Source organism: Salinilacustrithrix flava (genome assembly GCF_041228405.1).
GTDB classification, from domain to species: Bacteria; Actinomycetota; Acidimicrobiia; order Acidimicrobiales; family Salinilacustritrichaceae; genus Salinilacustrithrix; species Salinilacustrithrix flava.
Genome location: NZ_CP133888.1, coordinates 3,093,636 through 3,107,306, shown reverse-complemented (window position 1 = coordinate 3,107,306; position 13,671 = coordinate 3,093,636). Strand labels below are relative to the sequence as shown.

Below are 13,671 nucleotides of genomic sequence, written 5' to 3'. Positions count from 1 at the left end.
GGCCATGACGCTTCGACCAATATTCATCGCGGGCTGCGGCCGGTCTGGTACGACCCTCTTAGGCGAGCGACTCGGGCACTATCCCAACACACTGGTCACTCCCGAATCGCAGTTCAAGAATGACCTCTTGTCCGGGAACGTCACCGCACTTGAATCATGGCGACTCGACCTTTGGGGACTCCCGCCAGAGGTGGTGGATGCGGCTCGAGATGCGCTCTCTGGCGGCTCAAGACAGACTAGAGGAACGCTAGGGGGATCCGTCGCCGCACTAGAACTGCTTGTTGCGTCATTCGCACGCAAAGTGGGGAACGCAGGAGCCACCAGGTGGATAGACCATACCCCCTCGAATGCCCGCGCAGCAGACATCCTTGTCCGCTCGTTTCCCGACGCTCAGTTCGTGCATCTAGTACGGGATGTTCGCGGCGTCGCTGCCAGCGTGATGAGGACCGACTGGAGTCCTCTGAGCCTCGCTCGCCTGGGTGCATGGTGGCGAGATGCCATAGCCTTTGGGCAAGCGCTGGAACGGGACTATCCTGACAGGACAGTTCGAGTTCGCTTTGAGGATCTGGTCCAGAATCCTGGAAGATGCCTTGCAGGGCTTGGGGCATTCCTTGATCTGGAGGCCCACACAGTCTCGGACAAGGGCCAAGTCTTCAGTGTCCCCGCATATTCGCGATCTCAACATGCGCTGGTGGGTTCAGCCCCAGACGCCAACCGAGCGAAAGGGTGGATAAGGGAACTCCCGCTATGCGTCCAATCTACCCTCGGTAGTCAGCATAGGCACTTGCTCGCACAACTGGGCTATGAAGTGATAGGGACTGATCCAACTTTGCCGAGACGACTGCAGGCTAACCTATGGTGGCTTCGCGTTGGCGTGGCGAGTCGTTCGCGCCGACGTACTGCCCGGAGACGCGACACGGCAGTGGAGGAGGCGAGGTCAGGTGCTCGCACTATATGACAAGTCCAGGACTTTGGAGCGCCTCGGGCTGGGCGCACGCGCTGTGTTCTGGCGCGCCCTTGGTGTCAACTGGCATTGGAGAAGGCGATGGCCGGTCATCCATTCCCATACGCGCTTTCGAGGCGCAAATCGGATCCACCTAGAGCCTCGTGCGACCATCTACCCCTTCGCCTACCTGAAGTCGGCAGGCGGCGTTATCCTCGTGGGTGAGCGATCATCGATTGGCGAGTTTTCATACCTGAATGCTGTCGAGCGGATCAGTGTCGGCACGAACGTTCTGATCGGGCCGGGCGTACATATCACAGACGCGAATCACGGTATAGCGGCCGGGGCAAAGATCAAGGATCAGAAGAGAACGGTGAAACCTGTGAGTATCGAGGACGATTGCTGGATCGGTGCCGGATCGAAGGTCCTGGCGGGCGTGACTATCGGGCGCGGGGCAGTCGTTGGAGCCGGCTCGGTCGTAACCGCCGACGTTCGAGCTGGTGCAGTAGTCGGTGGTACGCCTGCCAAGATTATTCGCATGCGATCGTGATCAGGTACGGCCTGTGATGGCTTGGTTGAAGATTCAATGCGGGCCGCTGGATCGGCACGCCGCTTCACTCCTACTTTCTGCACGTCGGATGTGGTCTTCCATGTGGAACGAATTGTTGCGTGATGCGCCATGAGGATCTTCGTCACCGGTGTTGCCGGCTTCATCGGGTCCCAGCTGGCCGAGGCCTTGCTGGACGAGGGACACGACGTGGTCGGCGTCGACGCGTTCACGCCGTACTACGACCGGGACGCGAAGGACGCCAACCTGGCCGACCTCCGGGATCGGCCGGGCTTCCGCTTCATCGAGGCCGACCTGCGCGACACCGACCTCGACGCACTGCTCGACGGTGTCGACGTCGTCTACCACCAGGCCGCCCAGCCTGGCGTCCGGCTCTCGTGGTCCGACGGATTCGCCACCTACGACAGTTGCAACGTCCTCGCCACCCAGCGCCTGCTCGAAGCCACCCGCCAAGCCGCCGTCGACCGGTTCGTCTACGCATCCAGCTCGTCGGTGTACGGGAACGCCGACTCCTACCCGGTCATCGAGACCGACCTCCCCCGACCCCACAGCCCCTACGGCGTCACCAAGCTCGCCGCCGAGCACCTCTGCGGCGTATACGCCGCCAATTGCGGCCTCTCCACCGTGGCGCTGCGGTACTTCACCGTCTACGGCCCCCGCCAGCGCCCCGACATGGCCTTCCACCGCCTTATCGAGGGAGCCCTCGACCAGCAGGCCTTCCCCCTCTACGGCGACGGCTCCCACATCCGCGACTTCACCTACGTCGGCGACGTGGTCCGGGCCAACGTCCTCGCCGGCACCGCCGACGTCGCGCCGGGCACCGTGGTCAACGTCTGCGCCGGCGGCTCCACCGTCCTGCGCAACGTCATCGACGCGGTCGCCAACGCCGTCGGGTCACCCGTGCCGATCGAGCAGCACGCCGAGCAGCCCGGCGACGTCCAGCGCACCGGCGGCAGCAACGACGCCGCCCAACGACTCCTCGGCTGGAAGCCCCAGACCAACCTGGCCGACGGCATCGCCGCCCAGGTCGCCTGGCACCGCTCGAGGCGTCCCTCCAACTAGAACGATGTGCGTCGGCAGCTTCGCCGGTCCCGTCGAAATCTGTTGCACGCATCCTCAATCCCAGGCACTACTTGGATCCGTCGCACCAAAGACGCCTGCCGCTGCACCTTGTGCTGGGTGACGTGCTGTCACGACACTTCCTACCGCAAGATGAGGCTCGTTACCTGGTGTGAGAATGCTGTCGACAGTCCGCCGTCTCGACCCCACCCTTCCCATGAAGCCCAGCCGAACGTGTCTCTGGTTCCCTCTTGCACAAGCGGTTCCACGGAGCGAGATCCTGTAGTGCCGCCCTCCGAGTTCGGCTTATTGGGCATCATCCATCGTATGGTTGTACCGCGAAATGGGCACATCACCAGACTGACCCCAGTTCGTCGACACACCCGGCAAACCCTTGATCGCCCACCGACCCGTCGACGGACGGAAGATCGCAATATCGATCAGCCCGTCGCCGTCATAATCCGCCGGCACCGGCACATCACCAGACTGACCCCAGTTCGTCGACACACCCGGCAAACCCTTGATCGCCCACCGACCCGTCGACGGACGGAATATCGCAATATCGATCAGCCCGTCACCGTCATAATCCGCCGGCACCGGCACATCACCAGACTGACCCCAGTTCGTCGACACACCCGGCAAACCCTTGATCGCCCACCGACCCGTCGACGGACGGAAGATCGCAATATCGATCAGCCCGTCACCGTCATAATCCGCCGGCACCGGCACATCACCAGACTGACCCCAGTTCGTCGACACACCCGGCAAACCCTTGATCGCCCACCGACCCGTCGACGGACGGAAGATCGCAATATCGATCAGCCCGTCACCGTCATAATCCGCCGGCACCGGCACATCACCAGACTGACCCCAGTTCGTCGACACACCCGGCAAACCCTTGATCGCCCACCGACCCGTCGACGGACGGAAGATCGCAATATCGATCAGCCCGTCACCGTCATAATCCGCCGGCACCGGCACATCACCAGACTGACCCCAGTTCGTCGACACACCCGGCAAACCCTTGATCGCCCACCGACCCGTCGACGGACGGAAGATCGCAATATCGATCAGCCCGTCACCGTTGAAGTCGATCGGTGAGTCCTCACCACTGGTCGACACAGGCGCGATCCGGTTGACGACAGCGGCGCCTTCCACATTCGTGCCGATGTAGAGGCGGCCGATCTCATCCACGCCAGCGGCAGTGGGACGACCACCGTCATCCTCCATGATGCGCTCGTAGGCGGCATCACGCGTTCCGTTCGCAGAGATGCGTCCGGCGTAGATCTCCCCGAAGTTGAAACCGTGCAGGTACACGGCACCGAGATCGTCGACCGGGACCTCGAGGCTGAGGTTCAGCGGCTGGCTGGAAGCATTCAGGTACCGAATCACGCCGGCACCGCCGGCGTAGGTCGTATCGAGGGCGCCAGCAGGAGTGAACCGCCCGGCACGCGCTCCGTTGTTCGACCCACCTGAGTCGCAGCTGGCGGCAAAGACGGCGCTGCCGTCCGCCAAGAGGTTGCCTCCGTAGACGAAGCCCTCGTTCGTGCCAGGGCACACGTAGCGAGCGAAGCCATCGACTCCGTATGAGGTGTCGAGGACGCCGTCACCATCGATGGCGATCACGACGATCTCCGACTTCACGCCGGCCTGGGCGGTGCTTGCGAAGACCCGCAGGTCGCCCGCCGCATCGAGACGCACCTCACCCACGGTGTAGTTCACGCCGGGGACGGTCGAGAGGTCCACGACCATCCCGCCGTCGCCGCCGAATGTCGTGTCGAGCGCGCCGGCCTCGGTGAACCGCTGGAGGAAGACCTTCGGGTCGAAGCTGCTCGGGGCCGGCACCGTCGAGGTGCCGGCGACAACGACACGATCGCTGGCGTCGGCGCGCACGTCGTAGGCGAAGTTGAAGTTGGTTCCGTCGATCTGGCCGGCGAAGTCGATGATCCCGTCGCCATCGAAGCTCGTGTCCAGTGCTCCACCCGTGGTCAGCCGGATGAGCCGGATGCCCCCGGCGGTTGGCGGTGAGCCCACCGACCACTGGCCGACCATGAGCAGACGCCCCTGGCCGTCGACTGCGAGGTCGTCGACGTGGTTCAGGATCGACGGATCGAACGCAAGAGCCCCGTCTGAACCGAAGTCGGTGTCGAGCGAGCCGTCGTCGTTGTGCTTGGCGATGGTTGCTCGCGAGCCCTCGGCGTAGGCGACGTATGCACCCTCGCTCAACGGGGCGATCGCCAGCACGTAATCGGTGACCGACGCCATCACCGTGATCTCCCCGCCGACGGAAGCGCCGCCGCCCACAGCGTCCATGCGCTCGATGGCCTCCGAGATGCCGAAGACCTGGTTCGTGCCGCCCAGACGCAGCGCGCCGTCGTGGTAGATCGAGCGCACCTGCGCCAGGTCGGACCACACCGGATCGCCGGGTGAGCCGGCGTTCCAGCCCGAATCGGGTTCGCCCGTCGTGGTGAGGCGCACGACGCTGGTCTCGAAGTTGAACGTCGAAGCGCGCGCGTGCACGTAGACCCCGTCGACGGTGCTGATCGCGTTCGTGTGCCCCGAGGCCGCCGAGCGGTTCATCCCCGTGAGCGCGGTGGCCTGACCGTCACCGCCACCGAACGCCGTGTCGAGGGTGCCGTCGGCGCCCAGGCGGAGCACATCGACGTTGTTGAGGAAGCTGGCCCCGATGAGGACGCCGTCGCCGCCCGTCGCTGCCATCGTCTCTGCGGAGAACGGATGGATGCCCGGTCCGAGGTTTGCCGGGTTGGCACCGCCGATCCCCCATCCGGTCGCCAGCGTGCCGTCCGACGCGAGACGCACGGTCCGGCCCTCGGAGCCGTCGAAGTTCGTGCCAGCGACGACGATCGAATCATCTCCGAGCACGGCAAGCAGATCGTCTGCCGTGACGACGATGTCGAGGAACTCTGCTGCCCCGGCATCGGAGCTCGTGCCCTGGAAGGTGCCGTCCGGGGCACCTGCCGTAGTGAAGCGCCGGACGGTGGTGCTGGCCTCCTGGGCCACGGTGACGGGTCGGTCCTCGCTGTCGACCTCCACGCCTGCACCAGCCCCGATGCCCGTTCCCGGTGCGACGAGGTCGATGATGCCGTCGTCGGAGAACGACGTGTCGAGTGCGCCTGCCGTGGTGAGACGGACGAGGCGGACGTGCGAGGTGTCCTCAGGGATCCAGGTGGAGGTGGCGAGCAGGTAGGGACGGCCGACCGAGTCCACGGCCAGGAGGCCGGAGCCGGATGCGTACTGCGCGACGGGTGGCAGCACGACGAGTCCTTCACCATCGTTGAACGACGGGTCGGGCGTGTCGGTCGCGTCGTACTTGCCCACGGCGATGCTGCCGTCCAGCGTGAGGATCGCGGCGTAGTACCCGCCGTCGATCCGGGCGCTCGCCATGTCGACGATGGAGAGGCCGGCATCTGCAGTGGCCACGTCACGAGAGACGGAACCGTCCGAGCCCCACTCACCGGTCGGGGGCGGCGGTTCCGTCACGTCGAACCCACCCGAGGGCGTCGCGCCGCCCGGGGTCGTCACCGTGATCGGACCATCGGTCGCACCCTCGGGCACCGTGGTGGTGACCTCGGTGTCGTTCACCACGGTGAAGGTCGCCGGCGTGCCGTTGAAGTCGACGTCGGTCGTCCACTGCAACCCTGAACCCGTGATGGTCACGGTGTCGCCCACCTCGCCTGACGTGGGCGCGATGCTGTCGATGAACGGAGCCGAGAGATCAGTGGTGAACGTCCAGTTGAGGGTCAGGTCCCCCGTGTCGCCCTGGTAGCCGTTGATGCCGATCCGGTAGGTCGTGCCTCCGACGACGCTGGTCGGCGTGAACGCCGGGAACGAGGGGTCCGCGATGGCGATGCGACTCTGGATGCCGGCATCGTCGTCGTTCGCAGCCACGAGCGGAAGGACATTGACCGCCGTGCCCGTGTAGACGTTCAGGATGGTGTCGAACGTGCTGCCGAAGGTGTCCAGCTCGAGCTCGCCGTCACTGGGTGCCGTCCACTGGTACCAGACCGAGGTCTCTCGGGAACCGGCGCTGTACTCGCCGGGCTCCATCGTCGCGCCTGCGTTGCTCCCGGTGACCTGGCCGGTCGCACCGGTCAGCACCACGGGGTCGGCGAAGTCGTCGTTCGCCGGCGGCGCGAGCGTCGGACGGACGCTGAACCAACGGTCGCTCGAAGACGGCCCGCCGGAGTTGGTGATCGTCATCGGTCCCGTTTCGGCTCCGGCCGGGACGGTCGCGGTGATCCAGGTCGGCGAGTTCACCGTGAAGGCTGCCGGCACGCCGTCCGAGAAGCTGACGTCGGAGACGGTGTTGAAGTTCGATCCCACGATGGAGAACGAGTCGCCCGCGACGCCGTAGGACCTACTGAGGGTGGTGATGACCGGGAGGTCCTCGGCGTAGGGCTCGACCTCGAGGTGGTACGGAACCCCCTGGGCTCCGGCGAGCCAGTCGACCCGGATCTGGTGCGCGCCCGAGACGGTGGGCGTGTAGGTGATCGTCCTCGAATCGGGACTGGCGACGCTGCCGGACACGCTCGAGCCGGAGGACGGCCACCGGAAGAGCCAGAGGTTCACCGACGACCCCCCTGCCTGCGGGTACGTGAGCGTGAAGCGGACGGGCTCGCCTGCGGTGAGGTTCACCTCCGCGTAGTCCACCTTGTTGGCTCCGTCGTCCGAGCAGACGACCCCTGCCTTTGCTCCGGGCAGCGCCAACGGGCTCGGCACGTTGATCCCGTCGTCGTTCTCCCACTGGTCGTCGGCAGGGCACGCGCTCAACGATGTCGTCAGCGTGTACGTCGACTGCACGCCGGGCCCGAACACCCGAAGGTAGTAGGGCTTGTCTGTCGCTGCGGCGACCGCAAACGTCGTTCCGACCGTCTCCGTGCTGCCGCCGTCGTTCGACAGGTCGATCTCGACGCCGGCTGAGTCGACGAGCTGAAGGTCGAGATTCCCGTCGTCAGCAACCAGCGTCGCACCGAAGACGCCCTGGTTGACGCCGGGGACGAGGTACCAGTCCTCATCGCAGTGCAGCCCCGCTTTGGTCTGACCACCGACGAGCAGCTGCGCAGAAGCGCGGACATCGTCCTCGACGGGATCGCCGCCGTCGAAGCACACGTCCGGTTCGACGGCGACGTCCAGGTCGTAGGCGCCGAGACTGGCGTAGTCCGAGTAGCCGTTGGTGAGGGGGTCCCCGTGGCCGACCCCGTCGATGTGGACGTAGTAGAACCCGCCCGTCGGAAGTGCCGCGGTGATCGTCGCGTCGAGGCCGGTGGCGATGTCGTTGGCACCCCCCGAGGCCGGGTTGGCGACGGTACCGATCTGCGCGCCCGTCGCGTCCCGAAGGGTCATGGAGATGTCGAGGTTCGGGCTCACGGGCGCCGGTGACGCCGTGATGGTCACGGACTCAGGCCCGGTGATCTCGAACTCGAAAACGTCGACGTCGGTCCTCGTCGAGATGACGCCGTCACCGGACACCACGGGTGACGGGATGCCGAGCGCCGGAGCTCCGACGTTGGTGTTCGCGTGGTCGTCGGCGACAGGCGGCAACAGGTCGGTATGGCCGATCATCGCGAGGTCGTCGTCGCCCGAGGAGTTCGGGTTGGCCGTCGGGTAGTTGTTCGCGTTGGCGTACTCGCCCTTGCTCCACTGGACGATCGGCTTGGAGTAGCCGATCCCCATGATCGGCGCCCACGAGCCGTGGCCCTGGAAGTACCCCTCCGCAGGACTGGTCCTGCCGTCATGTTCCAGCCCGAGGTTGTGGCCGACCTCGTGCGAGGCTGCCTCCGCAAGGCTCTTGGCGCTGGCGTCGGCGCCGCCCATGCCCTTCTGGAAGACCCAGGCCGGCTGGTACGTAGCCAGGCCGAACGAGGTGGGGTCGAGCAGGTAGGCGACACCGCCACATCCGCCGCACAGGAGCGGATACTCCTTCGTGTCGGCGCCGGCGAACACCACTCGGGTGCCGTAGTCGGGATCGTTTGACGCAGTGCGGACGAGGACGCCGGGATCTGCCGGCTCCTCGGTGGTCACGTCGACGTCGAAGGCGGCGAAGTCCTCGCTGACCCTGAGCCAGACGCTCTGGATGACGTCACGCTCGTAGGGCGAGAACGAGAGCGGGTCGTCATCGAGCGAGAACGGTGTCGCATCGAATGGTCCGCCGATGCCGGGCTTGAGGTTCCAACTGGTGCCGCTGACCGCTTGGCCGTCGAAGTCGAGCAGGATGGTTCGGTCGGCGCCCGGGTTGCTGTGCAGGGTGAACGTCTCGCTCAACGGGAACGGTGCGGCCGCCGAAGTCGACGGCTCGCTGCCCGAGGTGTCATCGGTGTGCGACGCATCGTCGTGCGGTGGCTCGATGTAGAACGCTCGCAGGTCAGCGTCGATCCAGAGCGTCGGATCTCCACGGAAGAGCCGGCGGAACTCGCCTGGTCCCATCCCATGGGCGGCGGCGACCGCCGGCAACCGGTCCCCAAGAGCCTGGATGGCCGCTTCACCGTTCTTCCGCCGCTCGAGTGCCTGTGGCGGCGGACCTTCCGACGTCGGCGGCTCCTGCGCCCCGGACGGCGAGGTCGCCAGGGTGGTCGCGACCATCGTGGTCAGCAGGACGGCGGCCAGCGCGCGGCGGGCCTTCACGTATCGCGCCACCGGGCGCCTCCTTCGTTCGCACGCCCGCAGGCGCCGTCCCACTCTCACGGACCCGCTGCGTCCGCCCCGTCGATGTGCTGAGAATGTACGCCTGTCGCCAGTCCGGCACATGGACCGGAAGGACCATTCGATGCTGAACCTCTGTCCAGTGCGGTGCCACGTCTTCGAGTGAGGTGGTCCGCGTGGAGACCACTACGGTTGCGCAAATGGTCCCGATGCAATCGGCGGAGGACGAACTGGACCTCCGCCACTATGTCGACGTCGTCACCCGGCGGAAGTGGTTGATCATCGTCACCACCGTGCTGGTCGCCGCCGTCGCCGTCGGCCTCTCGCTGGCGCAGACCCCGAACTACCGCGCCGGAGCCGAAGTGCTGCTGCAGGGGGACGACGCCGAGCGCCGTTTGGGCGGCACGGATCAGATCGACCCGCGGGTCAACCAGAACCGGGTCGAGACCGAGATCGGGGTCATCGAGTCGAACCTGGTGCAGGACGCCGTCGAGGACGAGCTCGGTCGAGAGCCCGACGTGAACGTCGGCGCGGTCGGCGAGACCGACATCATCCGCATCTCCGCCACCTCCACCGAGCCCGAGCTGGCGGCGGCTGAGGCGAACCTCTACGCCGAGACCTACGTCGAGTGGAAGCGGGAGCGCACCATCGACGACCTGCTCGCAGCCCAGCAGACGGTGCAGGCCGAGATCGACTCGTTGCTGCTGCAGCAGGACGAGCTCCAGGCGCCGCTCGACGCGCTCGAGGAGAGCCTTTTCGTCGCCGGCAGCGAGGACGAGCGCGAGGACATCCGGGGTCAGATCGCTGACCTCGAGGCCCAGATCCTGCCCGAGGTGGGTGCCATCCAGAGCTCGCTGGCCCTGTACCGGGCCGAGCTGTCGTCGCTCCAGGTGTCGCAGCGCATCACTCGCACCGGTGGAGCGCAGATCATCTCCACCGCCCAGGTGCCCGAGGAGCCCTTCGAGCCCCAGCCGCTGCGCAACGGCGTGCTCGGCCTCGTCGTCGGTCTCATGCTCGGCGTCGGGCTTGCCTTCCTGCGGGAAACGCTGGACGACAGGGTCAGGTCTCGCGAGCAGATGGAGCGCATCACGGGGTGGCCCACTATCGGCCTCATCCCGGTGATCTCTGCGGCCAAGGACGGCCAGCACGACCTGGCCACCATGGAGGCGCCCAACTCCCCAGCTGCCGAGGCGTACCGCACGTTGCGCACGGCCGTGCAGTTCGTCGGGCTCGAGCGGCCACTCGAGGCCATCCAGGTCACCAGTGCCAAGCCGAGCGAGGGCAAGACCACCACGGCAGCCAACCTGGCCATCTCGCTGGCCCAGGCCGGCAAGCGGGTGATCCTGCTCGACGCCGATCTGCGCAAACCCCGGCTGCACAAGGAGTTCGGGATCGACAACAGCGCAGGCTTCACGTCGATGCTGCTCGACTCCAACCTCAGCAGCAACGCCTTCCACCGGACGCGGGTGCCCAACCTGGTGGTGGTGCCCTCCGGTCCCCCGCCCCCCAACCCGTCCGAGCTGCTCAGCCTCCAGGCCACCCGCCAGGTGCTGACCCTGCTCCGGGATGAGTGCGACGTGCTGATCATCGACTCGCCGCCGGTGCTGCCGGTGACCGACCCAATGATCCTGTCCGGCTACGTGGACGGGGTGATCGTGGTGGCCAACGCCAACGAGGCCGAGGTCAAGTCGCTGTCCCGCATGCGCGAGCTGCTGGCCCAGGTGAACGCCCAGGTCATCGGCGTCAGCGTCAACCAGATCGACTCCGACGCCGGCTACGGGTACGGCTATGGCTACGGGTACGGGTACGGCGACGCCGTCGAGGCGGGCCGGGACGACGACGAGGCCGAGGACTCCTCGGCCGGGGACAAGCCGAAGCCCAAGCTGTTCAGCCGCTGAACCCGCGGGCGGGTCCAGCGAGTGTAAGGGCGGCTGAGGACCCCTCTACCATCTCCGGGTCTTGTCTGCATTGCTCCAAACGTCCGTCGCGCTGGTCGCCGGCGTCGCCGCTGCGGTGGGCATCCACGCCCTCGCCAAGCGCCGGTCGCGGATGTTCCACAAGCCCTACCGGGCGTTCACGCGGGCGGTCATCGTGGCCGCCGGCATCGGCGGGGCGCTGGCGCCGGTGGCGCCCACCGGCATCGACGGGGTCGACATCGTCTGGCGGGCGCTCTTCGCGGCCGTCTTCACCTTCGCCGCCGGTCGGGCCAAGCGGGACGCCCGGCTGATCGCCGGGGCCGCCGCCGCCGTGGGCAGCGTCGGGGCGTGGCCGTGGAGCGTCGTGGCCTTCGTGGCCCTCGGCCTGTCTACGGGGTCGGCCCGCATGCGGCGACCGGCCCGTCCCCTCGGCGTCGTGATCGGTGCGCTCCAGGCCCAGGCGCTGCTCCGCCTCACCTGGCCCGACACGCCCTATGCCACCGCCGTCCTTGCCGCCGTGGCCTTCGTCGTCGTGGTCGTGTCCGGCTTCCGCCACGCCCGAAGCCGGGAGCGCAAGCCGGCCCTCATCCTGTCGGCCGCCTTCGCTGCGGTCGGCCTGGTGGTCGTCGGGCTCCTCGCCTTCGGCCTCTTCGGCATCCAACAGGACGTGCGCGACGGGGCCCGGGCTGCCGACCGTGGCCTCGATGCCGCCCGGTCGGGTGAGACCGACGTCGCCGTGGCCCAGCTCGAGCGGGCCTCGACCCGGCTCAGCTCCGCCGACGAGGGCCTGCGCGCGGCGTGGATGCGACCCGGGCGTCTGGTGCCGGTGCTCGGCCGCTACCTGGACTCCGGCCAACGGCTGACCGCGGCGGCCGATGCCGTCGTCGCACCTGCGCTCGAGAGCGCTCGCCTGGCGGCCGGCGACGCGCTCCGGATCCGGGACGGGCGGATCGACCTCGCCGCCATCGCCGAGCTGGCCCCACCGCTCGAACGGACGCTGGCCGCGGTGCCCGGGGCCCGCGCCGCGGTCGATCGCCTCGAGGACGAGGAGCTGCCCGGGCCGCTGGCCCGTCGGCTCCGGGACCTCGACCAGAGCCTGGTGGACGCCGTCGACGACGGCGAGTTCCTGCTCGGCGCCCTCGACCTGGTCCCCCAGCTGCTGGGGGCGGACGAGCCCCGGCGCTGGTTCGTGCTCATGCAGACGCCCTCGGAGCAGCGGGCCAGCGGCGGCATCGCCGGCGGGTTCGGCGAGCTGCTGATCGAGGACGGTCAGGTCGACCTGGTGCGGGCCGGCGAGGGTGCCGAGCTCCGCCCGGTCGGTGTGCCATGGGACCTCGGGCCGCTGGCCACCGAGTACAGCCGCTTTCCCGGGACCGGGCCCGAGCGGTACTTCCAGAACGTCACCAACGTGCCCCACTTCCCCACCGTCGGGGCGACCATCACCACCGTCTACCCCCAGGCCGGCGGCACCCCCGTGGACGGGGTCATCAGCGTCGACCCGTCGGTCCTCGCCGCCCTGCTGTCCCTCACCGGCCCCATCGAGGTGCCCGAGTGGGAAGGGCCGATCACGGCCGAGAACGTCCGGCGTGCGCTGCTCTTCGACCAGTACCAGCGCCTCGGCTCGGCCGAGGGCCGGCAGTTCGTCATCGACACGATCCAGGCGACCTTCGACCGCCTCACCTCCACGACGCTGCCGGCGCCGGCCCAGGTGCTGCACACGCTCTCGCCCATGGTCCAGGGCCAGCGCATCAAGCTCTACAGCGCCCGGCCCGAGGAGCAGGCCCTGTTCGAGGAGATGGACATCACCGGCGCCGTGCCCGAGGTGGAGGGCGACTACTTCGAGCTCGTCACCCAGAACGTGGGGCAGTCCAAGATCGACTGGTTCCAGCAGCGCACCCTGGCCTACGACGTGCGCCACGACCCCGTCACCGGTCGCGTGGACGCCGTAGCCACCGTGACGATCACCAACGACGCACCCGCTTCGGGCTTGTCCGAGCGGCTGATCGGCGGGACCAACTTCCCCGAGCCCGGCCCCCTCGGCCGCAGCCGCCTCTTCGTCGACTTCTGGTCCGCCCTCGACCTCGATGCCGCCACCCTGGACGGCGCGCCGATCGTCCTCGTCACCGAGCAGGCCTACGACCGGAACCTCCACTGGACGGTGCACACGATCGAGTCGGGCGAGCAGGCGACCTTCGAGCTGTACCTCTCCGGCTTCGTCGAACCCGGCGAGCCCTACGTGCTCGACCTCGGGACCCAGCCCGTGGTGCGGCCCGACCAGGTCCAGGTCAGCGTGTCGGGGTGGAGCGGCGAAGAGGTGGTCCCGGTCGCTGGTCTGCGCGACGACTCGGGCGTCGCACGGGCCACGTTCGAGCAGCGGGAGCCCCGTCGGTTCGTGGCCGGCAGCGGCAGCTGAACTGGCAGAGACGGAGCACTTGGGATCGATCATCGACATGTTCGGTTTGACCAGTTAGGTTTGCCCTGATCGATCGATCGTCGGCGGACAGGAAGGCAAGAATCCCTTGAGA

6 protein-coding genes are annotated in these 13,671 nt (G+C 67.5%); 5 read left to right on the top strand and 1 reads right to left on the bottom strand.

The window, feature by feature from the left end:
- The first annotated feature begins 4 nt into the window (after positions 1-4).
- The 3 genes from RGQ06_RS15300 to RGQ06_RS15290 all read left to right on the top strand — a co-directional run bounded on the left by RGQ06_RS15300 (position 5) and on the right by RGQ06_RS15290 (position 2,573).
- Positions 5-958: a sulfotransferase family protein gene (locus RGQ06_RS15300; RefSeq protein ID WP_432430650.1), complete on the top strand. Its 954-nt coding sequence runs from the start codon at positions 5-7 to the stop codon at positions 956-958.
- A complete protein-coding gene (locus tag RGQ06_RS15295; RefSeq protein ID WP_432430678.1) occupies positions 942-1,493 on the top strand; it encodes an acyltransferase in 552 nt (183 codons plus the stop codon). Before RGQ06_RS15300 ends, RGQ06_RS15295 begins: the two co-directional genes overlap by 17 nt.
- Before the next feature lie 129 nt (positions 1,494-1,622).
- Entirely contained in the window at positions 1,623-2,573 is a 951-nt protein-coding gene (locus tag RGQ06_RS15290; protein WP_432430651.1) for an NAD-dependent epimerase/dehydratase family protein, read from the top strand.
- Positions 2,574-2,876: 303 nt separating this feature from the next.
- On the opposite strand, the gene RGQ06_RS15285 is transcribed toward RGQ06_RS15290, so the two are convergent.
- A complete protein-coding gene (locus tag RGQ06_RS15285) occupies positions 2,877-9,224 on the bottom strand; it encodes an IPT/TIG domain-containing protein (protein WP_432430677.1) in 6,348 nt (2,115 codons plus the stop codon).
- Positions 9,225-9,430: 206 nt separating this feature from the next.
- Here RGQ06_RS15285 and RGQ06_RS15280 point away from each other — a divergent pair, with 206 nt between their 5' ends.
- Positions 9,431-11,128, top strand: coding sequence for a polysaccharide biosynthesis tyrosine autokinase (locus RGQ06_RS15280; RefSeq protein ID WP_432430434.1), 1,698 nt, complete (start codon positions 9,431-9,433; stop codon positions 11,126-11,128).
- A gap of 61 nt (positions 11,129-11,189) precedes the next feature.
- Positions 11,190-13,559: a DUF4012 domain-containing protein gene (locus tag RGQ06_RS15275; protein ID WP_432430435.1), complete on the top strand. Its 2,370-nt coding sequence runs from the start codon at positions 11,190-11,192 to the stop codon at positions 13,557-13,559.
- Positions 13,560-13,671 lie beyond the last annotated feature (112 nt).